This is a genomic window from Sphingomonas sp. NBWT7 (assembly GCF_014217605.1).
GTDB lineage: Bacteria > Pseudomonadota > Alphaproteobacteria > Sphingomonadales > Sphingomonadaceae > Sphingomonas.
On record NZ_CP043639.1, the window covers coordinates 526,782 to 551,353 of the forward strand.

The following is a 24,572-nucleotide window of genomic DNA, read 5'->3' on the forward strand; positions in this document are numbered from 1 at the left end:
TCGAGACTGGCCGGGTTACCATGCCCGGCCGAAAAGGAAGTGATTGAATGACCAAGCTCAGCGGCGGTGACTCGAAGAGCACGCTCTACTGCTCGTTCTGCGGCAAGTCGCAGCACGAGGTTCGCAAGCTCATCGCCGGCCCGACCGTGTTCATCTGCGACGAGTGCGTCGAGCTGTGCAACGACATCATCCGCGAGGAGACCAAGTCGGCGCTGGTGTCGAAGAAGGATGGCGGTGTGCCGACGCCGCAGGAGATCTGCGACGTGCTCGACGACTATGTCATCGGGCAGAAGCAGGCCAAGCGCGTGCTCTCGGTCGCGGTGCACAATCACTACAAGCGGCTGAATCACGGTGCCAAGGGCGCCGACGTCGAGCTCGCCAAGTCGAACATCCTGCTCGTCGGGCCAACCGGCTGCGGCAAGACGCTGCTGGCGCAGACGCTGGCGCGCATCCTCGACGTGCCGTTCACCATGGCCGACGCGACGACACTGACCGAGGCCGGCTATGTCGGCGAGGACGTCGAGAACATCATCCTCAAGCTGCTCCAGGCGTCCGACTATAACGTCGAGCGGGCCCAGCGCGGCATTGTCTACATCGACGAGATCGACAAGATCAGCCGCAAGGCCGAGAACCCGTCGATCACGCGCGACGTGTCGGGTGAGGGCGTGCAGCAGGCGCTGCTCAAGCTGATGGAGGGCACCACTGCCTCCGTCCCGCCGCAGGGCGGGCGCAAGCATCCGCAGCAGGAGTTTCTGCAGGTCGACACGACCAACATCCTGTTCATCTGCGGCGGCGCGTTCTCGGGGCTCGAGAAGATTATCGGCGATCGCCTGCAGGGCAAGTCGATCGGGTTCGGCGCTTATGTCGCCGCGCCGGAGGAGCGCCGCACCGGCGAGATGCTGCGCCAGACCGAGCCGGAGGATCTGCTTAAGTTTGGGCTGATCCCTGAGTTCGTCGGTCGTCTGCCGGTGATTGCGACGCTCGAGGATCTCGACATCGCCACGCTGGTGAAGATTCTGAGCGAACCGAAGAACGCACTCGTCAAACAGTATCAGAAGCTGTTCGACATGGAGGAAGTGAAGCTCGGCTTCACCGACGACGCGTTGGTGACGGTCGCCAAGAAGGCCATCGATCGCAAGACCGGTGCGCGCGGGCTTCGCTCGATCCTCGAAGCGATCCTGCTCGACACGATGTTCGAACTGCCGGGCATGGATTCGGTGGACGAGGTCATGATCGACAAGGACGTGGTCGATGGACGCAAGGAGCCGATCCGCGTCTACGCCGACAAGAAAAAGGCGACCAGCGGCGCGGCGTGACCGTTTCCGCCGTGTGAATGGTTGCGGAGGGGCGTCGGGAAACCGGCGCCCCTTTTTGTTGCGCACGTCCAAGGACCCAACGGGCGCGCGTGGCATTTGTTGTAGATAGCCCAAGGGAGAAATAATGCCGGAACAGGCCAACAACGTCGACGCGATCGTGCCGCCTGCCACGCAGCGCGCGCTCCTGAAACGGCTCGCGCTGCCGTGGTGGACGATATTGTTCCCGTTCCTTGCCGCTGTCGCCGTGCTCGTATCGCTCTACGCAATGGGCACCTTGGGAACGATCGGCGCTTCGGTCGTGCTGATCGGCGCAGTGCTGGCCGCCGTCCATCATGCCGAAGTCGTCGCGCACCGGGTCGGCGAGCCGTTCGGTACCTTGGTGCTAGCGATTGCGGTGACGGTAATCGAGGTGTCGCTGATCGTCAGCCTGATGCTGTCAGATGCCGGCGACGCGTCGGCGCTGGCGCGCGACACCGTCTTCGCGGCGATCATGATCATCATCAACGGTATCGTCGGCCTCTGCCTGATGGCCGGGGGGCTGCGGCACGGCGAGCAGCGCTTTACGCTGCGCGGGGTCAGCGCGGCGCTGGCGGTGCTGACCGCGATGGTCGTCCTGTCGCTGGTGCTACCAAATTTCGTCACCAGCGCGCCTGGACCGACCTACGCGCCACCGCAACTGATCTTCGTAGCGATCGTATCGCTGTTCCTCTATTTGATGTTCGTCCTGGTGCAGACGGTGCGCCACCGCGAATACTTCCTGCCCGACGAGGAACTGCCGGCGGACTCGCATGCGGAGCGCCCGTCGACACTGACGACCTGGGCCTCGGTTGGCCTCCTCCTCGTGGCGTTGGTCGGTGTCGTGCTGCTTGCCAAAGGGCTGTCGGGCATCGTCGAGCGGGCGGTGCTCGACGCCGGCTTGCCGCTGGCGATCGTCGGCGTCGTGATCGCGGCGCTGGTGCTCGCGCCGGAGAGCCTGGCCGCATACCGCGCGGCGAAGCGCAACCGCTTGCAGACCAGCCTCAATCTCGCGCTCGGCTCCGCGCTGGCGACGATCGGCCTGACGATCCCGTCGGTAGCGATCGTCTCACTCATCCTCGATCTGCCGCTCGCGCTCGGCATCGGATCGAAGAGCATCACGCTGTTGATCTTGTCGATGTTCACGATCACGCTGTCGCTCGGTACCGGGCGCACGACGATCCTCGGCGGGGCGGTGCATCTCGTGATCTTTGCCGCCTACCTGTTCACGACAATCGTGCCGTGAATGGCGTGCGGCTTGCCGGGAAGGCCGACCGCGCGCATGTCGCCGCGATGTTGGCGCGCGCGTTCGACGATGATCCCGCGATGCGCTGGATCATTCCTGACGCAGCGGAGCGAGCGCGCCGACTGCCGCGACTGTTCGCCATCCTGTTCGACGAGGACGCCGCAGGGATGCGGCTGGTGGCGCCGCAGGCGCAGGCCGCAACGCTGTGGCGGGCGCCCGGCGGCGCGCGGACCAACGTGGTTCAGATCGCCCGCAACCTGTGGCCTTACTGGCGCGCGCTCGGCGCCAGTATTCCGCGTGCGCTTGCGCTGTCCGGGGCGATCGCGGCGCACATGCCGAGTGGTGCCTTCTGGTATCTGCACGTTGCGGGGTGCGACCCGGCGGCGCAGGGGCGGGGGCTGGGCGGGGAGGTAATCCGCGCCGGCCTGTCCCGCGTCGCAGGGCGCTTCCCGGTGTACCTCGAAACGGCGACCGAGAAGAACATCGGCCTCTATCAGCGATTCGGCTTCGTCGTCACCGATCGGTGGCAGGTCGGCAGCGACGGGCCGACCTTCTGGTCGATGCTGCGACCGGCGGATTAGAAGATCTGCATCATCGCGATCAGCGTCAACCCAATGAGGCACGCGCTGGACAGCAGGAATAGGATGAAGCGCGGCTTCACCTTGTTTACGGTCGCCTGCACCAGGCTGTGGGCGATGCGAATAAGCGTGTAGCCCCAGGCCAAGGCCACGCTGCCGACATGATTTCCGGCACCGGCAAGCACCAGCGCGCCGCATATCGCGTAGAAGAGCGTCGGCTGTTCCATCAGGTGATTGTAGTTGTGCGCCTTCCACTGCGCGGCGGCGGGCAGCGAACGATCGGCGTCCGCCGCCTTGCTGCCGACCAGACTGCCCATGCTGATCCCTGCCTTGCGCAGCGCGGGCAGGCGTGTGATGAGCATCCAGCCGAGCATGACCAGGGTCCACGCAATCAGCGTGACGATGGGTTGAAGCAGCGCGGTCTTTGCCATGGCGACAGGCTAGCGCGCCCGCCGCCGCGTGTCAGGCGGATGTTTGCGGCACAAGAAAGCCCTCCCGCAGCAGCGTCACCGAAGCGACGTGCCGAGGGAGGGCAATGGTTAAGCCCTGTTACGGCGGGTCAGGCGAACAGCTTCGCCCAGCCGCGCTTGGCGCGATCCTTCCAGTGGCCGCGGTGATAGGCGTCGGATGCCAGCAGCGGCATCACCGAGCCTGCTTCCGCAAACACCATCTGCTCGATGCCGGTGTTCACCTTGCCCCACGACGCAGCTTCCTGCAGCGTCGAGGACGAGCAGGCGCCATCGCGCACGTCGGCGACGGTGATCTGCACCGCATACTTGTGCACCTCGACGTCCTCGTGACCGAGGATCTCGGCGCAGACGACGGTGTCCTGGATGAAGTTCTTCGGCACGCCGCCGCCGATCATCAGAAGCCCGGTGGTGCCGGCCTCGATCTTGATCTGCGTCAGCTCGCGGAAATCGGCGATCGCGTCGAGCACCATGTACGGCTGGCCCGCCTTCGCGCGATCGACCTGATGCTTCACCAGGCCGAAGCCGGCCGACGAATCGACGAACGCCGGGCAGAAGATCGGCACGTCATGCTCGTAAGCGAGCTTGACGAGGCTGTTGTCCTTCTTGCCGTGCTCGACGAGATACTTGCCCATCTCGCGAATGAAGGCGCGCGAGCTGTACGGCTTGGGTTCGAGCGACTCGGCGATCTTGTTGATCGTGAAGTCACAGTCCTGCAGCTGCTCCTCATCGATGTAGGTGTCGTAGATGCGGTCGATATAGAGCGAGCGAAGCGTATCGTCGTCGGGCACCTCGAGCGCCTGATAGTGCTTGTGGCCGAGCCCCTCGAAGAAATCCATGTCGACGATCGTCGCGCCGGTCGCGACGATGCAGTCGACCATGTTGTTGCGGACGAGTTCGGCGTAGAGATCCATGCAACCGCCGGCGGAGGTCGAGCCGGCGATCACCAGCACGACGGTGCAGTCCTTGTCGGCCAGCATGTCGTTGTAGATTTTCGTCGCGCGGCCGAGATCGCGGCTGGTGAAGCTCATGTCGCTCATCGCGTCGACGATCGGTCGCGCGTCGAACGAGCGGATGTCGATGTGCTTGACCTGCTTCGACAGCAGTTCCGCCTTGCGCGTGTCGTTGATCGGCGCGTTGGCGCCCGCGGTCTTGTTGAGGGTGTCGGTCATGGGTTGCTCCCGCATGATGGCACACGTCGTTCGAAGGGGACGCGCTAACCCGTAACGCGGCGGCGCCCCGAGGAGCGCCGCCGGCTTTTTCAATGTCGGCCGCGCGTTACAGCGTGACGACGTTGGACGCGGCCTCGCGTTCCACATCGGTGTACATCGACACCATCGGCTCGTCCGCGACGATCACCGTCTCGTCCGATCCGAAGCCGTTGAAGGCGGTGCGCATCGCCGAGCCGTAGGCGCCGAGCATGCCGATCTCGAAATAGTCGCTGGTCTGGATATCGGCCGGCAGCAGGAACGGGCCCTGCATATGGTCGATATCGTCGCAGGTCGGCCCGTAGAACGAGAAGGGGTGATCGCGCACGGTCGACTCCGGCTCGCGCAGCAGCGCAACCGGAAAGCGCCAGCCGATGTGCGCCGCGTCGAACAGCGCGCCGTACGCGCCATCGTTGATGTACAGCTCGTTGCCGCGGCGCTTCTCAACGCGCACGACGATGCTGCTGTATTCGGCGCACAGCGCACGACCGGGCTCGGCCGAATAGCTGATCGGCAGGCTCTCGAACGCGCGGTGAATCGTCTCGAAATAGCGCTCGAGCGGGGGCGGCTCCATGCCCGGATAGGACGAGGGAAACCCGCCGCCGACGTCGATCACGTCAACCGTCACCGCCGCCTCGACGATCGCCGCGCGCACGCGCTCCATCGCATCGGCGTAGGCGTCAGGCGTCATCGCCTGGCTGCCGACGTGGAAGCAGATGCCGAGCGCGTCGGCCGCCTGCCGGGCGGCGAACAGCAACGGCTTCGCCTCGTGCGGCGCGACGCCGAACTTCGATGCGAGGCTGAGCTTCGAGTGTTCCGACGACACGCGCAGGCGAACGCAGAGCGTCAGGTCCGCCGCGTTGCGCGTCGCGCGCATGATTTTCTCGAGCTCCTCGAGCGAATCGAGGCTGAAGGTGCGCACGCCATGCGTGAAATACGCCTCGGCGATCGCTTCCTCGGCTTTCACCGGGTGCATAAAGCACAAGGTGGCGTCGGGCAGCGTGCGCGCGACGAGCCGCACCTCGGCAATCGAGGCGACGTCGTAGTGCGTGATGCCGTTATCCCACAGGATCCGGATCAGCTCGGGCGAAGGATTGGCCTTGACGGCATACATCGACCGGCCCGGGAACTTCTCCACGAAGAACCGGGCGGCGCGTGCCGCGGCGTGCGGACGCACGAGCGTGACCGGCTGGACCGGCTTGCCCTGTGCGATGTCGATGGCGCCCGAAACGGTCGGGACGTCGGTCGAGAGGGGCGCTAGCCCCAGCGCGCGATGATCCTGGTGCAATTCAAGGGACCTCCAATGCCAGAGGGCAAGCCCCCGGTCTTCAGTTGCGAAAACACTGCCTTGCGGTGGAAGTCCCATGGGGCAGCGGAGGCGCGAGTTAGGGTCCGCGAAGGTGCATGTAAAGGGTTTTTGATACCGTGCCCTTGGCGCTAGGATGAGATGTGACGATTATACGACAGCCGACCCGCGCCGGGGTGCGCGACGCCGCCGCCAAGGTAGCCGCGATCCTGCCGCCGACGCCGCTTTTCACCGCCGAGATCCACGGCAGAACCGTAGCGTTGAAGGCGGAATCGCTGCAGCCGATCGGCGCATTCAAGATCCGCGGCGCGTGGCATCGGCTGACCGCGCTCGACGAGGCGGCGCGCCGGCGCGGGGTGGTCGCTTTCTCGAGCGGCAACCATGCGCAGGGCGTCGCCTGGGCGGCGCGGCGGCTCGGCATGGCGGCGACGATCGTCATGCCGGCCGATGCGCCGCGCGCGAAGGTGGAGGGCACGTTGGCGCTCGGCGCCGAGGTCGTGAGCTACGACCGCGAGCGCGAATCGCGCGAGCAGATCGCAGCGCGGCTCGCGAAAGCGCGCGGCGCGACACTGGTGCCGAGCTTCGACGATCCGTGGATCATCGAGGGGCAGGGATCGACCGGGGTCGAGGCCGCCGCGCAGATGCAGGAGGCTGGTCTGGGGCAACCGACGCGTGTGATCGTGCCGTGCGGCGGCGGCGGGCTCGCGGCAGGGATCGCGCTGGCGCTGCCGGACGCCGCGATCACCGTCGTCGAGCCCGAGGGCTGGGACGACATGCGTCGCAGTCTGGAGGCGAGCTGCATCGAGCCGGTGGGAGACTCGCCGCCGCCGACCGCGTGCGACGCGCTGCAGACCAAGATCGTGTCGCCGCTGACGTTCGACGTCCTTTCACGGCGTGATGCGACGGGGGTGGCCGTCAGCGAGAAGCAGATCGCCGCGGCGCAGCGCTGGGCGGCGGAGACGCTGCGGCTGGTGGTGGAGCCGGGGGGCGCGGTGGCGCTCGCCGCGGTGCTGTCGGGCGCGGTGCCGGTTGCCGACGGGACGCTTGTCATCCTGTCGGGCGGAAACGTCGATATCGCCGCCTATGCGCGTGCGATCGCGACGCGCTAGGGCGAAGCCATGAACGACGCTTACACCGGCATCGCCGCCGCCGCCCCCGCGATCGCGATGATCGCCGCCTTCGCCTGCGCGATCGGCGGCGGCTGGATGATCGTGTCGCGGCGTGATGCGCGGAAGGGCTGGCTGCTGATCGTGATGGCGACGGTGCTTGTTGGCAACGTCGCCATCTGGAACCTGTGAACCGGCGTAGGCGTCAGCGGATCGGCGAGTTCGGGTCGAGCCGCATGTCGAGGTAATTATCCACCGACTTCATCAGGTCGTCCATCTCGTGCTCGAAGAAATGGTTCGCGCGCGGGATCGTGTCGTGATGGATGGTAATGTGCTTCTGCGTGCGCAGCTTGTCGACCAGCTTCTGTGTCGCGGGCGGCGTCGCCACCTCGTCCTCGGCGCCCTGAATGATGATGCCCGACGAGGGGCAGGGCGCGAGAAAGGTGAAGTCGTAGAGGTTGGCGGGCGGCGCGACCGAGATGAAGCCGCGGATCTCGGGGCGGCGCATCAACAGCTGCATCCCGATCCAAGCGCCGAAGCTGAAGCCGGCGATCCACGTCGTCGATGCTTCGGGGTGGAAGCTCTGTACCCAGTCGAGCGCGCTCGCCGCGTCGGAGAGTTCGCCGACGCCGTTGTCGAACGTGCCCTGGCTTTTGCCCACGCCGCGGAAGTTGAAGCGCAAGGTGGCGAAGCCGCGGCGCTGGAAGGTCTTGTAGAGCGCCTGGACGATATGATTGTTCATCGTGCCGCCCGCCGTCGGGTGCGGATGAAGGATCATCGCGACCGGCGCGCGTGGCTTCGGGGCGGGGGCGAAACGCCCTTCGAGACGGCCTTCGGGGCCGGGAAAGATCACTTCGGGCATCGATACTCTTGTCGTTTTGCGCACGCCGGATGTGGCGCGGGAACTGCGGGACTATATAGGACGGGCTTTCGTTTAGGGAACGACTTTTGCCCGACCGGCTCTATCTCGATCATGCCGCGACCACGCCGATGACCGCCGCGGCACGTGCCGCGATGGCGCACGGCATCGATCTGTGGGCGAACCCGTCGTCGCCGCACCAGGAGGGCCGTGCAGCACGTGCGGCGCTCGAACAGGCGCGTGCGGCGATCGGTAGAGCCTATGGCTGGGAGCACGAGGTGCTGCTGACGAGCGGGGCGAGCGAATCGCTTGCGATTGCGCTGGGCCGCGCGATCGTGACGCGGCAACTCGTGTCGGCGGTCGAGCACGATGCTGCGATCCGAGCCGCGAGCGACGCGGCGGCGACGGTGCCGGTTGGGGCGGACGGAATCGTTGATTGCGCGTCGCTCGAGGCGGCGCTCACCGCGCAGGCCGGTGCGCGAACGCTCGTCTGCGTGCAGTGGTGCAACAGCGAGACCGGTGTGCGCCAGCCGATCGCTGCGATCGCGCGCATCGTTCATGCCGCAGGCGGCCTGCTGCTGGTCGACGCGGCGCAGATGCCTTCGTCGGCGGAACTGGCGGACCATGCCGACTTCGTCGCACTCTCGGCCCACAAGCGCGGCGGGCCGCCGGGGATCGGCGCGTTGCTGGTGCGCGATCTTGCTACGCTGCACCCGACCGGCGGGCAGGAACGCGGTTATCGGCCGGGTACCGAGAATCTCCCCGCCACGCTCGGCTATGCCGCCGCGCTCGCCGAGCTCGAACCTGATCATGCCGACTTGCGCGCGCGGCTCGACGACGCGATCCGGCGGTCGGGCGGCAGCGTGGTCGCCGATGGCTCCCCGCGTCACCCGGCGATCGCCAGCTACCGCCTTCCGGGTACGCCGGCGAGCGCGCAGCTCATCCGGCTCGACCTCGCAGGGATCGCAGTATCGGCCGGCAGCGCGTGCGCGAGCGGCAGTCTGAAGCCGAGCCATGTGCTGCGCGCGATGGGGTGGAGCGAGGAGGCGACGCGCGAGGTCATCCGGGTGAGCTTGGGCCGCACGACGAGCGCCGCCGACGTCGACCGCTTCATCGTCGCGTGGCGCGACATGGCGCGTGCCGTCCGATCGCTCGCCGCATGATCTACCTCGATTACCAGGCGACGACGCCGCTCGCGCCCGAGGCGTTCGACGCGATGGTGCCGTGGTTGCGCGACCATTTCGCCAATCCGCACTCGCCGAGCCGCATCGGCCGTGCGGCCAAGGCTGCGATCGAGGTGGCGCGAGACCAGGTGGCGGCGCTGCTTCCCCCCGGGGGACGAGTCGTCTTCACCAGCGGCGCGACCGAGGCGCTCAACTGGGCGATCAAGGGAACGCGCGGGTCGATCGTGTCGATCGCGAGCGAACATGCCGCGGTGATCGACACGCTGCGTGCCGAGGGCGCCGCCGGGCGCGAGGTAACGGTGCTGCCGGTGCGCCCCGACGGTCGACTCGACTTGTGGGTGGCGCGACGCGTGCTGGGGCAGGGGGCAGGCCTGCTCGCCGCGATGCTGGTCAACAACGAGATTGGCGTGACGCAGCCGATCCGCGAACTCGCCAGCCGCGCGCGGTCGGTCGGCGCGCTGGTGTTGTGCGATGCGGTGCAGGGTTTCGGCCGCGTGCCGATTCCCGAGCAATGCGACCTGATCGCGGTGTCGGCGCACAAGATCCACGGACCCAAGGGGATCGGCGCTTTGTGGATCCGCGACGGCGTGACGCTCGCGCCGCTGCTGCACGGCGGCGACCAGGAGGACGGGCGCTCGGGTACGCTGAGCCCGGCGCTGTGCGTCGGGTTCGGCGTCGCCGCGCGGCTGATGGCCGAACGACAGGACGCGGACCGGGCGCATGTTGGGCGGTTATGGGATATCGCGACCGAGCGGCTGCACGGCTGGACGCTCAACGGATCGGCAGAGCACCGCTACCACGGAAACGTCAACGTGCGGCGCGCGCGGCTCGACGTGAACCGATTGATGAGTGATTGCCGCGAGATTGCCTTCTCGGCCGGATCGGCCTGTGCCAGCGGATCGGGGCGGCCGAGCCATGTTCTGAAGGCGATCGGCCTGCTCGATGCCGAGGCGCGCGCCTCGATCCGGCTCGGGTTCGGCCGCTATACCAGCGAAGCGGAGTTGCGCGCCGGGCTCGACCAGATCGTCGATGCGGCGGATCATCAGGTCGGGCGATGAAGATCGTGTTCCGGCAAGGCGGCGCGGAAGACGTGATCGCCGACGGCGCGCCGGGCGAGCGCCTGCTGCGGGTTGGCCAGCGGCACGGGCTGCCGCTGGAGGGCACGTGCGAGGGTGATCTTGCCTGCGCCACCTGCCACGTCATCGTCGATGCCGAGGATTTCGCGCGGTTGCCGCCAGCGCGCGAGGAGGAAGAGGACATGCTCGACCTGGCGCACGGGGCGACGCGATATAGCCGACTGTCGTGCCAGATCATCCTCGACGAAATGCTCGACGGTCTGCGCGTGACGGTGCCCGGTTAAAGGGCACAGGTGGCGTTCATCTTGAAGGGTTTAGCCCCCGCAACGTGCGAACGTGTGAAGGAGTAACGAGATGAAGCTGATCGCTCTCACCGCCGCTGGCCTGCTCGCCGCCAGCGCGCTGACCCCCGTTCCCGCCGATGCGCAGCGCCGTGGCTGGCATGACGATCGTGACTGGCGTGGCGATCGTGGCTGGCGGGGCGATCGCCGACATTGGCGCGGGGATCGCCGCCATTGGCGTGGCAGTCGCGGTCATCGCTATCGCTACCGGCCGCGGCAGCGCGTCGTCTGCCGTGTCGTGCGCGGTTATTACGGCCCCGTGCGGCGCTGCTTCACCGTGCGGCGTTAGGCCGCACGTCGACCCTCTTGAACCCCGCCCCGCGCTCGGCCATATGGCCGCGCGGGAGTCGGGCGGACGTGGTCGTCGCCAACCTGGTCAGATCCGGAAGGAAGCAGCCACAACGATTTCGCCGCGGGTCGTTCCGGCTCCCACCGCGCCGCTCACGTTGGCCTAAGCTATGCGCCGGTCTGATAAGCGCCGTGTGAGCCGTTCTTCGCTTCCTCGATCGATTGCGACGGCATGCGGCGCGGGTGGCGAGACCGCCGGCACGTTTCCGCCGAAATCCCCCGCTGACTTGGCGGTGTCCTGCGCCTATGTTGCACCGGTGCGTAACCGTTATCTTCTCGCCGCTTCGTTGATCCGGGCATGACCGACACGCTTCTCGGCCTTGACGAGCCCGCGCCGCCGCCGCGTGGCGGCGAGGCGTATCGCGTGCTCGCGCGCAAGTATCGGCCGCAGACGTTCCAGGCGCTGATCGGCCAGGAAGCGATGGTTCGCACTCTGGAAAACGCGATCAAGCGCGACCGTATCGCGCACGCGTTCCTGCTGACCGGCGTTCGCGGCGTCGGCAAGACGTCGACCGCGCGCCTCATCGCCAAGGCGCTGAATTGCGTCGGGCCGGATGGGCAGGGCGGGCCGACGATCGATCCGTGCGGCGTCTGCGAGCCGTGCCGTGCGATTGCCGAGGGTCGGCACATCGACGTGATCGAGATGGATGCCGCAAGCCACACCGGCATCGACGACATCCGCGAGATCATCGAGGCATCGCGCTACGCCGCGGTCTCGGCGCGGTACAAAGTCTACATCATCGACGAAGTCCACATGCTGTCGAAGGCGGCGTTCAACGGCCTACTGAAGACGCTGGAGGAGCCGCCGGGGCACGTGAAGTTTCTTTTTGCCACGACCGAGGTGAACAAGGTTCCCGTCACCGTCTTGTCGCGCTGCCAGCGCTTCGACCTGCGGCGCATTCCCGCCGAGAAGCTGGCCGAGCATTTCGCCGCCGTCAGCGCGAAGGAGACCGTGTCGGCCGAGCCGGAGGCGCTGGCGCTGATCGCGCGCGCGGCTGAGGGCTCGGCGCGTGATGGACTGTCGATCCTCGATCAGGCGATCGCGCATGCCGATCTCGAGGGCGGCGGCGTCACCGCCGCGGCGGTGCGCGAGATGCTCGGACTGTCCGATCGCGGCGCGGTGCGCGATCTGCTCGGCTTGCTGCTTGCCGGCGACGCACCGGGTGCGCTCGCTGCGCTGCGCCGGCAATATGATTTCGGCGTCGACCCGCAGGGCGTGCTGCGCGCCTTGCTCGAGGCGGTGCATGGCGTCACGCTGGTCAAGGTCGGCGCCATGGACGATCCGGCGCAGCCGGCGGAGGAGCGCGCGGCGTTCCACGACTGGGCGGGCAAGCTCTCCTTCCCGCTGCTGCATCGCTTGTGGCAGCTGCTGCTCAAGGGACACGACGAGGTCGCGCGCGCCGCGCTGCCGATCGAGACGGCGGAAATGGCGCTGCTGCGCCTCGTCCACGCGCGCAGCCTGCCCGATCCGGCCGAGTTGATGCGCGCGCCGCGTGAGGCGGCAGCGCCGACCGCGGCGCTACCGGCTGCGCCCGCATCACCGACGCGCGAGGAATTTTCGGCGCAGGACGCGCTGCCTGCCAGCTTCGCTGCCATGGTCGAGCGGCTGGAGGCGGGGGGTCACCATCTGCTCGCCGTGCGGCTCGCCCATGGCGCGCGCGTGGTGCGCTACGCGCCGCCCGAGATTGTCTTCAGCGGCTCGCGTCCGATCGCGGCGGATACACTGAACGACACGACGCTTGCGCTGCGCGCGATCACGGGCACGGCCTGGAAGCTGTCGATGATCGACGCTCCGGGCGAGCAGACGTTGAAGGAAATCGCCGATCAGGCCGCGGAGGCGGAGCGTCAGGCAATCCTGGCATCGCCGTTGGTCAAGGCGGCGTTTGAAGCATTCCCCGAGGCCGAACTGATCGACTGGCCGCAGAAAAGGAACAACGCGTGAAGGATATCAACGAACTGCTCGCGGCCGCGCAGAGTGCGGCGGAGAACGTGCAGAAGCAGATGGATCAGGCGCAGGTGACGCTCGATCAGATCGAGGTCGAAGGCGCGGCCGGTGGCGGGCTCGTCAAGATCAAGGCGACCGCGAAGGGCCGCATCCTGTCGGTGGCGATCGACGATTCGCTGATCGTGCCGGCCGAGAAGCAGATGCTCGAGGATCTCGTCGCGGCGGCATTCAACGACGCGCGCGCGAAGGCGGACGCTGTGTCGTCGCAAGAGATGGCAAAGATGACGAGCGGACTGCCGCTGCCGCCGGGCTTCAAGCTGCCGTTCTGATCGACCGCGGCCAACGGGCTCGGCGGCCTGCGGTCACCGCAGGCAGGCGTCGAGCCCCTCGCGCCGAACGGTGCCGACGTAGCGCGCCAGTGTGTTGCCATGGCGTCGGACGAAGCCGTGCGGTGCGATTGCCGCGCGCTTCTTGGGCAGCGGCAACACCGCGGCGATGCGCGCCGCTTCGGTGGCGGTCAGCCGATCGGCCGAGTGATTGAAATAGCGGATCGCTCCTGCCTCGACGCCGTAGGTGCCGATCCCGGTCTCGGCGACGTTGAGATAGACTTCCATGATCCGGCGCTTGCCCCAGATCGTCTCGATCAGGAACGTGAACCACGCCTCGAACGCCTTGCGCGCGTAGCCGCCGCCCTGAAACAGGAAGACGTTCTTCGCCGTCTGCTGGCTGATCGTCGATCCGCCGCGAATCCGCCCGCCCTTGGCATTGCGATAGGCGGCACCGGCGATCGCGCGGAAATCGAAGCCGTTGTGGCTGCAGAAGCGCGCGTCCTCCCCGGCGATCGCGGCGCGCGGCATATCGGAGTCGATCTCGTCGAGCGGGCGCCACTCCTTGGTGATCGAGTGGCCGGAGATCAGGTCACCCAGCATGGTAAAGGTGAACGGCGGCGGAACGAAGCGCAGCGCGACGACCCACAGCAGCGATAGCACGACGAAGGCAACCGCGATCTTGGCGACGATACGAACGAGGCGTGCGCCTAGGCCCGGCCCGCTGCGCCTGCGCCGATCATCGCGCACCGAACTGCCGGCCATCGACGTCAGATCCGATCGGGGACATAAGCGAGCAGCCCAGGTGCGCCCGCCTTCGATACGTCCTCGAAGATTGCGAGGTAGCGCTCTGCCATCTGCGTCGGTGAAAGGACGGGCGGAATGGCCTGCTGCAAATGACCGTAGAGTTCGAGATCTGATGCCTCGGCAATGCGATCCGCGAGATCGGCCGGATCGCCGCGCAGGAAGTGCAGGCCGTTGACCCGATCGGTGACCTTCTCCGCCATGCCGCCGATACCCGTGCAAAGGACCGGGCGGCGCGCCTGGAACGCCTCTTGGATGACAACAGGCGAATTCTCCCACCACGTACTCGGGAAGACGACATAGTCGCACGCCGCCATCAGGTCGGCGACGCTGCCGTTATCGTAGGCTCCGGCGTAGCGCAGGAACGGATAACGCTCGCACGCCGCGTCGAAACGCTCGATAAAAGCGGGCGATTGTCCGATCATATTGCCATGAACGACGATGCGGATTTGAGCGCAAAGTGCCTCGTCACGCGCAATGATCGCACATGCATCGAGCAGCACGTCCATACCCTTGAAGGGATTGATCTGGCCGAAATAGCTGAAGGTCCAGATCCGTCTGCGCGAAACGGATCGTGTGGGCGAGGCGCGGCCCTGTTCGATACCGTTTTCAATGACGTGCACGCGGTCAGCAGGCAGTCCGTTTCGAACCATCGTGTCGGCGAGGAAATGGCTCGGCGAAACGAATGCGGCAACCGGCGCCAGCGCGGCCGCGAAATGCTGCTGACGGACCGCGAACTGCTGGCGGCTATGTTCGGGATAGCAGGCGCGGCAGGCGCCCGGCGTCGGCCCGTCGCAAAGTGCGTTGGTGTGACGCTTAATCAACTGTCCGTGATTGTGACAGATCGCGAGAAATTCGTGGATCGTGAAAACAACGGGAATGCCGACATCGGTTACGTCTCGAAAGATCTCGCTGCCCACGTTGAGAAAGTGATGCGCATTGAGCAGCGCAACCCGCTCGCGCTGCAGCAGCGCGATAAGCGATCGTCGCACGTCGATCGAGGAGAGGTGATAGAAATGGTCGTAGAGCGTCGAGCGATAAGGAAGGGCAAATTCATAGGGATCGAGATCGAGCCGATCCAATGCCGCTTCATCGCACGCGCTGATCAGGATCGCATCGACGCCGCTTGCGCGCAGGCCGCGGAACAATGTTCGCGCGGCGATCTCCGCTCCGCCCTTCGACAATGAGGGGTGCGTATGACTGAGGATCGCGATGCGTCGATCGGTCAGGGCGCCGGCTGCCGGCGACGGATCGACATCAGCCACCCGCGATCTCCAATGCCTGATCGATACGCGCGGCAAGTCTCGAAATGCGGGGTTGACCGAGCGATAGCGCGGCCTGCGTTATGATTGCGCGTTGTTCGCCGCGATCCTGCGAGACCTGCGTACCGTCATTGCCGTTGGAACGGTGCGTTCTCCCGGCGACGTCGGCCTGCCACCAGTCGCGGGTGGCGAGGCAGGCGTCAGTCGATATCACGGGGGCCAAGGTCGTATCGGCGGGATCATCGATGGCGAGAAACGAGACATCGCGCGGTGCAGTGCCGACCGCCGACCAACCGCGTTCGGTCAGTCGCACATGTCCGCTGACGAATGCGAAGCTGTCGAGTTCCAAAGCCGTCGTTATGGGATCGATCGCGTCGGATGTCGGATCGCATAGCGGTGAGAAGAACAGGCTGCACCGACGACCGCTATGCCGCTGTACATCGGCAAATAGCGAAAGCGTCAGCGATCGCTGCAGCGCAGTGCCGGCGATCAGGACGATACCCGTCGTTTCGGGCAGTCGCCACGCGTTGCGCATGATATCATCGACGAGAAGCATGAAATCGGACGGCGAGGACGGAACGGCAAGAATCAGCGCGTGCCCGACCGGCGCGACGACGTGTGCCGTTACGTTTCGTCTGCGGGCACGGGACATCACGGCCGCATGGTGCGCGAAGACCGGGAAGAAGCGTTCTGCTTCGATCGCAGGGTAGAAGCGTTCGACGATATCTATCGGGGCTGTGCGGCCGATCACCCGCACGGCCCCTGGCGGGATCGCGGCGGCGGTGCCCTTGCCGTCGTTCCACGTCGCCTTGACCATCACCCCGTCGATCGCAGCATCGTCGAAGGTGCCGCGAAAGAGTGCGATAAATCCGGAGGGGACGAGCGACTGATCGATGTCGCGCTTCAGCGCTGCGATATCTGGGCGTGGGTAGCGAACCACACTACCGTCTTCTGCGCCCACCACCGTGGTGCCAGCCTTTAGCATGAAGGACCGAGCCTCCTTGCGCGTACTGAGCACCCAACCGTTCACAAATACGCCGAAGCCGGGCAGGACGGCGGCTTCGTCGATCTGAATGCGCTCCGGGCTGGCGGGGGCGGGGTCCTCGAACCATGCGCCACCCTCGTGGAAAAGTTCCTGAAGGCGGCCGCGCATCGGCCCGGCAGACTTGTTGAGAATATCGCGTATCGACGGCGCGATTGCCGTTTTGGTGACCAGACGCGTCGGATCGAGCGATTCAAGGATACGCGCGCTACCATCCGCCATGAACATTCGAAACGGCGGACCGGCTTGTGGACGCCATCCCGAATGGACGATGCCTGCGAACGCGAGGCATCCGCTCGGCAAGTCGTCGCGCGGTGCGAGTGCGTAGGCAAAGCTGCCATCGAACGCCCCGTCGTCAAGGATAACGACCGGTCGATCAACTACCCCGTCGTCGACCATCCAGCCGGTGACCCAGACCAGTTCCGGATCCTCGACGCAGATCGTCTCGATAAACCCGGTCGCGCGCTGCGTCGCCCATTGTCGCGCGAGATCATGCGCGAGCCCGGCCTGCTCCGCCAGAAATGACAAGCGTTCGAACAGCGCATCGATCGTCGCGACGCGGCTGGTAGCGGCGTTGCGCCGAACGGCGCAAAGCGATCGCGGCGGGGATGAGGACTGAAGGAGCTGGTTCGTGTCGCGCACCCAAACGGATAGTTCGGCATCGCCCCCGCTTTCCGCAACCTGCACGATCTGGTCGCGCACCGCAGCGTCGAAGCGGAAGCCCGGACGAGCCTCAACACCGCGATCGCGCGCTACGTCGGGACGATCGATACCGTTGGTCGTGACTGCGATAACGGCATCGCCCGCGCGTAGCTCCAGCGTCAGCTTGCGCGCGGGATCGTCCTGGTCGAGCACCCAGCCTTCGGCGCCGAAGATCTCTCCGAGCTTCTCGACATGGCCGACGATGGTGCCGTGCGACAATACTGGATCGGCAACCATCGAAACGCTTATCCCGCTGAACGAGACGACAGTAAACAGACGCAGAGGCGGCGCTTGTCAACGGCGGCGATCGGCCGGACGGTGCAGCATCAAGATAGGAATTAATGGTCGGGGAAAGAGGATTCGAACCTCCGGCCCCCACGTCCCGAACGTGGTGCTCTACCAGGCTGAGCTATCCCCCGACCAGGGGACCGTCCGGCACTTCGGCCGGCGGCAGGTCGCGGTGTATAGCAGCCAAATTTGCTGCCGCAAGCGCGGATTCGATCGCCCGTTTCACAGCGCCCGCGCGGCAAGCATTGCGTCGATCGCAGTGAATTTTTCACGTGGGGAGCCATCGCGCGCGGCGGCGATTTCGGCCTCCTCGATGCGCTTCCAGTCGCGGAAGGTGACGACGTCGGTGCCGCGCGCCACGAACAAGGCGTCGAGACCGTCGCGACCGGCCTTGCCGCTGTCGTCGATGGTCTCGCCGGCGATCCGCTCGGCGATCATGAACCCGTCGGGCCGGTTCGTCCCGATCGTGCCGGTCGGCCCGCGGCGTGCCCATCCCACGGCGTAGAGGCCATCGTCGATGCGCCCGTCGACATTGGCGAAGCGGCCGAGCCTCTGATCGTAAGGCACACCGTCGATCGGCGGGGTACGATAGCCGATGCAGCTGACGACGAGATCGGCGGGGATGGTGTAGAACTCGCCGCTGCCAACGGCGCGGCCTTCGGCGTCGAGCATCGTTCGCTCGACCGTCATCCGCTCCACGCGGCCGTCGCCCTCGATCGCCGTCGGCATGGCGAAGAAGTCGAACGAGATCGCAACCGGCTTGGCGCTCGCGCCCGTCGCCGCGAAGCTGCGCAGGTGCGCGACCGACTTGCGCATCCCGGGATCGAGCTTTTCGTCGGCTTCGGCGGGTGGCAGGTCCGCCGGATCGACGCGCGGCGCGGCGCGGCCGAGATGCGCGAGTTCGCCGAGCTCCTTGGGCGTCATCGCGATCTCGTGCGGGCCGCGGCGCGCGACGATCGTGACCGAGGTGATCCGATGGGTTCCAAGCGCGTCGAACGCATGGCCGACGATGTCCGACCCGGCGAACTCGCCTTGCGTCTTGGCAAGGATGCGCGCGACGTCGAGCGCGACATTGCCGGCGCCGACGACCACTGCGTGCGGGCCGGCGAGCGGCGGGTCGAGGTTCGCGAAGTCGGGGTGGCCGTTGTACCAGCCGACGAACGCGGCGGAGCCGATCACGCCGGGCAGGTCGTCACCCGGGATACCGAGCGGCCGGTCGGCCGGCGCGCCTGTCGCTAGGACGACGGCGTCGTAGAGCCCGCGTAGCTCGTCGATCGTCACGTCGGCGCCGACGGTGACGTTGCCGACGAAACGGACGTTGTCGCTGAGCGCGGTCGCCTCGTAGCGGCGCGAGACCGCCTTGATCGACTGGTGATCGGGCGCGACGCCGGTGCGGATCAGGCCGTAGGGCACGGGCAGCCGATCGATGATGTCGACGCGGACGGCGTCGCCGAACTGCTTCTGGCACGCCTCGGCGGTATAATAGCCTGCCGGGCCCGAGCCGATGATGGCGACGTGACGCATGTTCGCTCTCCCTGCCGTCACGCTAGCGGGTTGGCGCGCGGGGGCAAGCGCGGTTATCTGCTGGGGCATGTCGCACCTCGAATGGCTTGCAACCCTGCTGGGGATCGCCTGCGTATGGCTGGCGGCGCGGCGACATATCTGGACGTTTCCGACCGGGATCGCGTCGGTCACGCTGCTCGGCATCGTCGTGTTCGAGGCGCGGCTTTATAGCGACGCCCTGCTTCAGGCGTTCTTCGTCGCCGCCAATCTATATGGCTGGCGCGCATGGCTGCGCGCAAAAGGCGCGGCGGGTGAGGTTCGCGTCGGGATGCTGGGCGGACGCTCTCGCGCGCTGGTGGCGATCGCGATCATCGCGGCGATGCTTGCCTGGGGCGGGGCGATGCGGTCTCTCACCGACGCGTCGTTTCCGTGGTGGGACGCGGCGATCGCGGCGGCGAGCGTCGCCGCGCAGCTGCTGATGGCGCGGCGACGGCTCGAGAACTGGCACCTCTGGATTGCGGTGGACCTTGCCTCGATCCCGCTCTACCTCGCCAAGGGATTGTACCTGTTTGCGGGACTGTATCTGATCTATTTAGCGCTCGCGATCCTCGGCCTCGTCCACTGGCAGCGTGCGTTGCGGGCGGAACGGCTGGCATGACGCCGCGGTCGGTCTGCCTGCACGGCCCCGAATCGACCGGCAAGTCGACGCTGGCCCCGCAGCTTGCGCGGCATTTCAACAGCGAGTGTGTCGCGGAGTTCGGCCGGACCTATTGCGAGCGCTACGGCACCGATCTGTCGATGGCCGATCTGGTGATGATCGGGCATGCGCATGATCTGAAGATTCGCGCCGCGCTGGCGAAGGATGCGCCGCCGGTGATCCTCGACACCGATCCGCTGATGACCGCGGTGTGGGCGGAGATGATGTTCGGCCGGCGCGATCCATGGTTCGATCGCTGGACCAACACGGCAGACCTCTACCTGCTGTTCGACATCGATCTGCCGTGGGAGGCGGACGGCACCCGGATGTTCGGCAGCCCGGCTGCGCGCCATCGCTTCTTCGATCTGTGCCGGCGCGAACTCGAGCGCCGGCAGGTGCGCTGGGTGACGATCAGCGGGCAAGGTTCGCAGCGCTATGCCGCCGCGCTGGATGCGATCCGTTCGTATATGGCCTAATGGATCGGCTGTCGGGCGGTACTTTCGGTTGAACGCGCGCTGGGCCGCGCCATCCTTTGGCATCGGGCGCATCCGGTGCTAACGGCCGCGACGATCCCCTTTTGCTGGTAGAATTTCGTGGCCACCGAGCTTTCCAAGATCCGTAACTTCAGCATCATCGCGCACATCGATCACGGCAAGTCTACGCTCGCCGACCGGCTGATCCAGCGTACCGGCGGCCTCTCCGATCGCGAGATGAGTGCGCAGGTGCTCGACAACATGGAGATCGAGAAGGAACGCGGGATCACCATCAAGGCGCAGACGGTGCGCCTCGAGTGGAAGGGCCACGTCCTTAACCTGATGGACACGCCGGGGCACGTCGACTTTGCCTATGAAGTCAGCCGCAGCCTCGCAGCGTGCGAGGGCGCGCTGCTCGTCGTCGATGCGGCACAGGGCGTGGAGGCGCAGACGCTCGCCAACGTGTATCAGTCGATCGAGCACGATCACGAGATCGTCCCCGTCATCAACAAGATCGATCTCCCCGCCGCCGAACCCGAGAAGGTGCGCGCCGAGATCGAGGACGTCATCGGGCTGGACGCGAGCGGCGCGGTGCTGGCGAGCGCCAAGTCCGGGATCGGCATCGACGAGATCCTCGACGCGGTCGTCGAGCGTATCCCGGCGCCGAAGGGCGATCCCAACGCGCCGCTGAAGGCGATGCTGGTCGACAGCTGGTACGATCCGTATCTGGGCGTCGTCATCCTGGTGCGCGTCGTTGACGGCATGCTGAAGAAGGGCCAGCAGGTGACCTTCATGCAGGCCGGGACGCAGCATCTGGTCGATCGCGTCGGCTGTTTCCGCCCCAAGATCGAGCAGCTGGCGGACCTCGGCCCCGGCGAGATCGGTTTCATCACCGCGCAGATCAAGGACGTGGCGCAGGCGCGCGTCGGCGATACGCTGACCGATACCAAGAAGCCTGCAGCGGAAGCGCTGGCGGGGTTCAAGGAAGTGCAGCCGGTGGTGTTCTGCGGGCTGTTCCCGGTCGACGCGAACGACTTCGAGAAGCTGCGCGAATCGATCAGCAAGCTGCGCCTCAACGATGCGTCGTTCAGCTTCGAGATGGAGACCAGCGCGGCATTGGGCTTCGGCTTCCGCTGCGGCTTCCTAGGGCTGCTCCACCTCGAGATCATTCAGGAGCGGCTGACGCGCGAGTATGATCTCGACCTTATCACCACCGCGCCGAGCGTGGTGTACGAGATCGATTTGACGCACGGCGGCGGGCAGATCGAGCTGCACAATCCCGCCGACATGCCCGACCCCAACAAGATCGAGCTGATCAGCGAGCCGTGGATCGAGGCGACGATCTACGTCCCCGACGAATATCTCGGCTCGATCCTGAAGCTGTGCCAGGATCGCCGCGGCATCCAGAAGAACCTGACCTATGTCGGCGGGCGCGCGCAGGCGACGTACGAACTGCCGCTCAACGAAGTGGTGTTTGACTTCTACGACCGGCTGAAGAGCATCAGCCGCGGCTATGCCAGCTTCGACTATCATCAGATCGGCTATCGCGAGGGCGACCTCGTCAAGATGAGCATCCTCGTCAACAACGAGCTGGTCGATGCGCTGTCGATGATCGTCCACCGCGGGACGGCGGAAACGCGCGGGCGCGGCATGTGCGAGCGGCTGAAGGACCTGATCCCGCGGCACCTGTTCAAGATTCCGATTCAGGCGGCGATCGGCGGCAAGGTGATCGCGCGCGAGACGATCGCCGCGATGCGCAAGGACGTGACCGCCAAATGCTACGGCGGCGACGCGAGCCGCAAGCGCAAGCTGCTCGACAAGCAGAAGGAAGGTAAGAAGCGGATGCGCGAGTACGGCTCGGTCAGCATCCCGCAGGAAGCATTCATCGCCGCGCTTCGCATGGGTGATGACGCGTAAGCCGAACCGCGCCGTTCAGCCGCAGGCGAATGGCCAAGCAGATTGCGCGTCGGGCGGTGAGTTCGCCCGGCATCGCGTACGCGCGGCGCCGGGCGTAGCGCATCAGCGGCGCTCGGCCGCCGTTTGCGCGCGGATCGCGACGAACTCCGACGTTGGACGCCACGCCGGCCACGTGCCCGCCTTCGCGAGCCGCGAACCCATCGCGTGGAACAGATCGACGTCCTCGGCCGCGCCGATGAAGTTCCAGCTAGGCGTCCAGGCGTCGCACGTCTTGTGGTAGCAGGCCATATAGCCGTCGAGCCACTGCTGGCCGGCGGGGCGGCCGCCGACGCGCATGTCGCTCGCTCCCCCCAATGCCATCAGCTGGAGCGAGGGCACGCCGCGGCGTACGACCGAGAAATGGTCCGCGCGGTAGAACAGCCCGCGCTCGCTGGCGGTCTCTGGGGTCACGGTGCGGCCCTGCGCGCGTGCGGCGTCGGCAAGCAGATCCTCGAGCGAGGACTGGCCTGCGCCGACGAGGATCACGTCCTTGGCGCGGCCCGCTGTCTGCAGGATGTCGAGCGTCAGGTTTGCGGCGGTGGTGGCGAGCGGCGTGACGGGGTGCGCGGCATACCATTCGGAGCCGAGCAGGCCGCGCTCCTCCGCGGTCCACAGCGCGAAGACGAGCGTGCGATCGGGCGCGGCGCCGGCCTTGAACAGGCGTGCGAGTTCAAGCACGCCGGCGACACCCAGCGCGTCGTCGTTCGCGCCGGGGCGGATCGTCTTGCCGGCGGCATCCGCCGGGCCCTCGCCATAGGCGTCCCAATGCGCGGCGAACTGCACCGTTTCCTGCGGCCGGGTGCGGCCAGGGATCTTGGCGAGGACGTTGGCACTCTCGATCCGCTCCACGGTGACGGGCAGGCGCGCGGAGAAGCGGGCCTTCATCGCGACCGGCTGAAACGACGCGCTGCGCGCCTTCGTGCGCAGATCGGCGAGATCGAGTTTCTCGGCGGCGAACAGGCGGGCGGCGGCATTGGCCGAGAGCCAGCCCTGCAACGCGATGCGCGGATCATCCGCGCCCCGGACGATGTCGTAATTCTCGCCGTTCGAGGCATTGGCGGTCGACCATGGATAGCCGGCGCCGGCAGTATCGTGGACGATCAGCGCGCCGATCGCGCCGCGCCGCGCGGCTTCCTCGTATTTGTACGTCCAGCGGCCGTAATAGGTCATGCGCTTGTCGCCGAAGCGGCCCTTAGCATCGTCGCCCGCAACAGCCTCGAAATCGGGATCGTTGACGAGGAAGACGGCAACCTTGCCCTTCAGGTCCTGTCCTTTGAAATCGTCCCACTGCGCCTCGGGCGCGCTGACGCCGTAGCCGACGAAGACAAGCGGCGCGTTGGCGATCGTGACGGCTGGATCGGGGCGCACCGTGGTGAGCGCGACATCGGTGCCCTGCGCGAGCTTGAGCGCGCCGGCGGATACCGGGCCGTCGCCGAGACGCGTATGGATCAGCGGCACCGCCTGCGTCCACGCACCGTTCGGGCCGGCGGGTTCGAGCCCCAGCGCCTTGAACTGCGCGATCGACCAGGCAATCGTCTTCTTCTCGCCATCGGTACCCGGCGAGCGGCCGCCGAACTCATCGGACGCGAGCGTCTTCATCATGTCCGACAGGCGGGCGGGATCGGTCTTCGGCTCGGCGGGGGCGGCGCGCTGCGCGGTGGCGGGAACGGCAAGCGCCGCCGCCAGCGCCGCGGACACGAGAAAGCGGGTCATGATCAGTCCTTCCACCGAACGAATACCTGATTGTCGCGACGGTCGATGTCGATCGAGGGGATCGCGTCGACGAGGTCCGACAGGCGCTTGTAGCCGTAGTTGCGCACGTCGAAGCTGGAGCGGTTCGCCGCGCGCTGGCCGAGCGCGGAGAGGCCGACGAAGCCCTTCGCGTCTGGTTTGAGCGATTCATACGCGTCGAAAAGCAGTTGCAGCAGTTCCGGGTCGTCGACGGTGCCAGCAAGCGACTTCGCCGCGGCGGGCGGTGCTGCGCCTATCGAGGGGGGCACCGACTGGTCGATCGGCACGTCGACCTTCTTGACGCGCTTCGGCTTGCTTGTCTCGAGCAGCGCATTGACGTCGATGAAGCGGGTGCACGCGGTGCGGAAGCCCTCGGGCGTATTGCCGTTGCCGAAACCGTAGACCGGCAGGCCATCCTGCCGGATGCGCGTCGCCAGCGGCATGAAATCGCTGTCGGACGACATGATGCCGAAGCCCTGGACGCGCCCGCGGAACAGCAGGTCCATCGCATCGATCGTCATCTTCATGTCGGTGGCGTTCTTGCCCTTGGTAAGATCGAACTGCTGCTGCGGTTCGATCCCGTGCTTCACCGTCATGTCCTGCCAGCCCTTGAGGCCCGGCTTGGTCCAGTTGCCGTAGACGCGGCGGACGTTGACGCTGCCGAGTTCGGCAAGAACGGTGAGCACGGGATCGATCGCGTGCCAGCTGGCATTGTCGGCATCGATCAGCAGCGCGATGTTGCGGGTGGGGAAGTCGTCGCTCATGCGCGGCGCATCGGCGCTGGGCGCGCCGC

General features: G+C 66.6%; 24 protein-coding genes, 1 tRNA gene and 1 other RNA gene. 15 read left to right on the top strand and 11 right to left on the bottom strand.

Annotated features, from left to right (window positions below):
• Positions 1 to 47: 47 nt before the first annotated feature.
• From clpX to F1C10_RS02580, 3 genes are all read left to right on the top strand, one after another.
• The gene (gene clpX / locus F1C10_RS02570; RefSeq protein WP_185208534.1) at positions 48 to 1,316 is read left to right on the top strand and encodes an ATP-dependent Clp protease ATP-binding subunit ClpX; all 1,269 of its coding nucleotides are present in this window, start codon (positions 48 to 50) and stop codon (positions 1,314 to 1,316) included.
• A 124-nt stretch (positions 1,317 to 1,440) separates the two neighbouring features.
• On the top strand, positions 1,441 to 2,577 hold the full coding sequence (locus F1C10_RS02575) for a calcium:proton antiporter (protein WP_185208535.1): 1,137 nt from the start codon (positions 1,441 to 1,443) through the stop codon (positions 2,575 to 2,577).
• 5 nt (positions 2,578 to 2,582) lie between these two features.
• On the top strand, positions 2,583 to 3,158 hold the full coding sequence (locus F1C10_RS02580; protein WP_258043029.1) for an N-acetyltransferase: 576 nt from the start codon (positions 2,583 to 2,585) through the stop codon (positions 3,156 to 3,158).
• On the opposite strand, the gene F1C10_RS02585 is transcribed toward F1C10_RS02580, so the two are convergent.
• The 3 genes from F1C10_RS02585 to F1C10_RS02595 form a co-directional block, all read right to left on the bottom strand.
• Positions 3,155 to 3,586: an MAPEG family protein gene (locus F1C10_RS02585; RefSeq protein WP_185208537.1), complete on the bottom strand. Its 432-nt coding sequence runs from the start codon at positions 3,584 to 3,586 to the stop codon at positions 3,155 to 3,157. The two genes, F1C10_RS02580 and F1C10_RS02585, sit on opposite strands and share 4 nt — an antisense overlap.
• 128 nt (positions 3,587 to 3,714) lie before the next feature.
• A complete protein-coding gene (locus F1C10_RS02590) occupies positions 3,715 to 4,794 on the bottom strand; it encodes a deoxyhypusine synthase (protein WP_185208539.1) in 1,080 nt (359 codons plus the stop codon).
• Positions 4,795 to 4,900: 106 nt separating this feature from the next.
• Positions 4,901 to 6,118 (bottom strand): type III PLP-dependent enzyme, encoded by a 1,218-nt coding sequence (locus tag F1C10_RS02595; protein ID WP_185208541.1) that lies wholly within the window; start codon positions 6,116 to 6,118, stop codon positions 4,901 to 4,903.
• A gap of 161 nt (positions 6,119 to 6,279) precedes the next feature.
• Between F1C10_RS02595 and F1C10_RS02600 the strand changes: the two genes are divergently transcribed.
• Positions 6,280 to 7,245: a threonine/serine dehydratase gene (locus F1C10_RS02600; RefSeq protein ID WP_185208543.1), complete on the top strand. Its 966-nt coding sequence runs from the start codon at positions 6,280 to 6,282 to the stop codon at positions 7,243 to 7,245.
• 9 nt (positions 7,246 to 7,254) lie between these two features.
• Positions 7,255 to 7,434, top strand: coding sequence for a hypothetical protein (locus tag F1C10_RS02605; RefSeq protein WP_185208545.1), 180 nt, complete (start codon positions 7,255 to 7,257; stop codon positions 7,432 to 7,434).
• A gap of 13 nt (positions 7,435 to 7,447) precedes the next feature.
• Here the strand turns inward: F1C10_RS02605 and F1C10_RS02610 are convergent, their stop codons facing one another.
• Positions 7,448 to 8,104, bottom strand: a complete 657-nt coding sequence (locus F1C10_RS02610) for an alpha/beta hydrolase (RefSeq protein ID WP_085809445.1) — start codon at positions 8,102 to 8,104, stop codon at positions 7,448 to 7,450.
• 86 nt (positions 8,105 to 8,190) lie between these two features.
• Here F1C10_RS02610 and F1C10_RS02615 point away from each other — a divergent pair, with 86 nt between their 5' ends.
• The 7 genes from F1C10_RS02615 (at position 8,191) to F1C10_RS02645 (ending at position 13,324) form a co-directional block, all read left to right on the top strand.
• Positions 8,191 to 9,264 (top strand): cysteine desulfurase family protein, encoded by a 1,074-nt coding sequence (locus F1C10_RS02615; protein WP_185208547.1) that lies wholly within the window; start codon positions 8,191 to 8,193, stop codon positions 9,262 to 9,264.
• Entirely contained in the window at positions 9,261 to 10,343 is a 1,083-nt protein-coding gene (locus tag F1C10_RS02620) for a cysteine desulfurase family protein (protein WP_185208549.1), read from the top strand. The genes F1C10_RS02615 and F1C10_RS02620 overlap by 4 nt, the downstream gene beginning before the upstream one ends.
• Positions 10,340 to 10,645, top strand: coding sequence for a 2Fe-2S iron-sulfur cluster-binding protein (locus tag F1C10_RS02625; RefSeq protein ID WP_185208551.1), 306 nt, complete (start codon positions 10,340 to 10,342; stop codon positions 10,643 to 10,645). The genes F1C10_RS02620 and F1C10_RS02625 overlap by 4 nt, the downstream gene beginning before the upstream one ends.
• 70 nt (positions 10,646 to 10,715) lie before the next feature.
• Positions 10,716 to 10,991 (top strand): hypothetical protein, encoded by a 276-nt coding sequence (locus tag F1C10_RS02630; protein ID WP_185208553.1) that lies wholly within the window; start codon positions 10,716 to 10,718, stop codon positions 10,989 to 10,991.
• Positions 10,992 to 11,041: 50 nt separating this feature from the next.
• Positions 11,042 to 11,139: signal recognition particle sRNA small type (gene ffs / locus F1C10_RS02635), an RNA gene on the top strand.
• Between the two features lie 209 nt (positions 11,140 to 11,348).
• Positions 11,349 to 12,992, top strand: coding sequence for a DNA polymerase III subunit gamma/tau (locus F1C10_RS02640; RefSeq protein WP_185208554.1), 1,644 nt, complete (start codon positions 11,349 to 11,351; stop codon positions 12,990 to 12,992).
• Positions 12,989 to 13,324: a YbaB/EbfC family nucleoid-associated protein gene (locus tag F1C10_RS02645; RefSeq protein WP_185208556.1), complete on the top strand. Its 336-nt coding sequence runs from the start codon at positions 12,989 to 12,991 to the stop codon at positions 13,322 to 13,324. The genes F1C10_RS02640 and F1C10_RS02645 overlap by 4 nt, the downstream gene beginning before the upstream one ends.
• 33 nt (positions 13,325 to 13,357) lie before the next feature.
• On the opposite strand, the gene mtgA is transcribed toward F1C10_RS02645, so the two are convergent.
• The 5 genes from mtgA to F1C10_RS02670 form a co-directional block, all read right to left on the bottom strand.
• Positions 13,358 to 14,086 carry a monofunctional biosynthetic peptidoglycan transglycosylase gene (mtgA, locus tag F1C10_RS02650; protein WP_185208558.1) on the bottom strand — a complete coding sequence of 243 codons (729 nt, stop codon included), beginning with the start codon at positions 14,084 to 14,086 and terminating at the stop codon, positions 13,358 to 13,360.
• Positions 14,087 to 14,091: 5 nt separating this feature from the next.
• Positions 14,092 to 15,390: a glycosyltransferase family 4 protein gene (locus F1C10_RS02655; RefSeq protein WP_185208560.1), complete on the bottom strand. Its 1,299-nt coding sequence runs from the start codon at positions 15,388 to 15,390 to the stop codon at positions 14,092 to 14,094.
• The gene (locus F1C10_RS02660) at positions 15,383 to 16,957 is read right to left on the bottom strand and encodes a hypothetical protein (protein ID WP_185208562.1); all 1,575 of its coding nucleotides are present in this window, start codon (positions 16,955 to 16,957) and stop codon (positions 15,383 to 15,385) included. Before F1C10_RS02660 ends, F1C10_RS02655 begins: the two co-directional genes overlap by 8 nt.
• 516 nt (positions 16,958 to 17,473) lie before the next feature.
• Positions 17,474 to 17,550: transfer RNA gene (locus F1C10_RS02665), tRNA-Pro, on the bottom strand.
• A 91-nt stretch (positions 17,551 to 17,641) separates the two neighbouring features.
• Positions 17,642 to 18,943, bottom strand: a complete 1,302-nt coding sequence (locus F1C10_RS02670) for an FAD-dependent oxidoreductase (protein WP_185208564.1) — start codon at positions 18,941 to 18,943, stop codon at positions 17,642 to 17,644.
• A 67-nt stretch (positions 18,944 to 19,010) separates the two neighbouring features.
• Between F1C10_RS02670 and pnuC the strand changes: the two genes are divergently transcribed.
• The 3 genes from pnuC (at position 19,011) to lepA (ending at position 22,009) form a co-directional block, all read left to right on the top strand.
• Entirely contained in the window at positions 19,011 to 19,580 is a 570-nt protein-coding gene (pnuC, locus tag F1C10_RS02675; RefSeq protein WP_185208566.1) for a nicotinamide riboside transporter PnuC, read from the top strand.
• The gene (locus F1C10_RS02680; RefSeq protein WP_185208567.1) at positions 19,577 to 20,095 is read left to right on the top strand and encodes an AAA family ATPase; all 519 of its coding nucleotides are present in this window, start codon (positions 19,577 to 19,579) and stop codon (positions 20,093 to 20,095) included. Before pnuC ends, F1C10_RS02680 begins: the two co-directional genes overlap by 4 nt.
• A gap of 117 nt (positions 20,096 to 20,212) precedes the next feature.
• Positions 20,213 to 22,009, top strand: a complete 1,797-nt coding sequence (lepA, locus tag F1C10_RS02685; RefSeq protein ID WP_185208569.1) for a translation elongation factor 4 — start codon at positions 20,213 to 20,215, stop codon at positions 22,007 to 22,009.
• Between the two features lie 102 nt (positions 22,010 to 22,111).
• On the opposite strand, the gene F1C10_RS02690 is transcribed toward lepA, so the two are convergent.
• Both F1C10_RS02690 and F1C10_RS02695 read right to left on the bottom strand, forming a co-directional pair.
• Complete coding sequence (locus tag F1C10_RS02690) at positions 22,112 to 23,761, bottom strand: M28 family peptidase (protein WP_185208571.1); 1,650 nt, start codon at positions 23,759 to 23,761, stop codon at positions 22,112 to 22,114.
• 2 nt (positions 23,762 to 23,763) lie between these two features.
• Positions 23,764 to 24,543 carry an NYN domain-containing protein gene (locus F1C10_RS02695; RefSeq protein WP_085809458.1) on the bottom strand — a complete coding sequence of 260 codons (780 nt, stop codon included), beginning with the start codon at positions 24,541 to 24,543 and terminating at the stop codon, positions 23,764 to 23,766.
• Positions 24,544 to 24,572 lie beyond the last annotated feature (29 nt).

Bases quoted from the DNA above. Each gene is read 5' to 3' on its own strand.
- F1C10_RS02640 (WP_185208554.1), top strand. From the start codon at position 11,349: ATGACCGACACGCTTCTCGGCCTTGACGAGCCCGCGCCGCCGCCGCGT.
- F1C10_RS02670 (WP_185208564.1), bottom strand. From the start codon at position 18,943: ATGCGTCACGTCGCCATCATCGGCTCGGGCCCGGCAGGCTATTATACC.
- F1C10_RS02695 (WP_085809458.1), bottom strand. From the start codon at position 24,543: ATGAGCGACGACTTCCCCACCCGCAACATCGCGCTGCTGATCGATGCC.
- F1C10_RS02625 (WP_185208551.1), top strand. From the start codon at position 10,340: ATGAAGATCGTGTTCCGGCAAGGCGGCGCGGAAGACGTGATCGCCGAC.
- pnuC (WP_185208566.1), top strand. From the start codon at position 19,011: ATGTCGCACCTCGAATGGCTTGCAACCCTGCTGGGGATCGCCTGCGTA.
- F1C10_RS02630 (WP_185208553.1), top strand. From the start codon at position 10,716: ATGAAGCTGATCGCTCTCACCGCCGCTGGCCTGCTCGCCGCCAGCGCG.
- F1C10_RS02620 (WP_185208549.1), top strand. From the start codon at position 9,261: ATGATCTACCTCGATTACCAGGCGACGACGCCGCTCGCGCCCGAGGCG.
- clpX (WP_185208534.1), top strand. From the start codon at position 48: ATGACCAAGCTCAGCGGCGGTGACTCGAAGAGCACGCTCTACTGCTCG.
- F1C10_RS02690 (WP_185208571.1), bottom strand. From the start codon at position 23,761: ATGACCCGCTTTCTCGTGTCCGCGGCGCTGGCGGCGGCGCTTGCCGTT.
- F1C10_RS02610 (WP_085809445.1), bottom strand. From the start codon at position 8,104: ATGCCCGAAGTGATCTTTCCCGGCCCCGAAGGCCGTCTCGAAGGGCGT.
- F1C10_RS02585 (WP_185208537.1), bottom strand. From the start codon at position 3,586: ATGGCAAAGACCGCGCTGCTTCAACCCATCGTCACGCTGATTGCGTGG.
- mtgA (WP_185208558.1), bottom strand. From the start codon at position 14,086: ATGGCCGGCAGTTCGGTGCGCGATGATCGGCGCAGGCGCAGCGGGCCG.
- F1C10_RS02680 (WP_185208567.1), top strand. From the start codon at position 19,577: ATGACGCCGCGGTCGGTCTGCCTGCACGGCCCCGAATCGACCGGCAAG.
- F1C10_RS02590 (WP_185208539.1), bottom strand. From the start codon at position 4,794: ATGACCGACACCCTCAACAAGACCGCGGGCGCCAACGCGCCGATCAAC.
- F1C10_RS02575 (WP_185208535.1), top strand. From the start codon at position 1,441: ATGCCGGAACAGGCCAACAACGTCGACGCGATCGTGCCGCCTGCCACG.
- F1C10_RS02605 (WP_185208545.1), top strand. From the start codon at position 7,255: ATGAACGACGCTTACACCGGCATCGCCGCCGCCGCCCCCGCGATCGCG.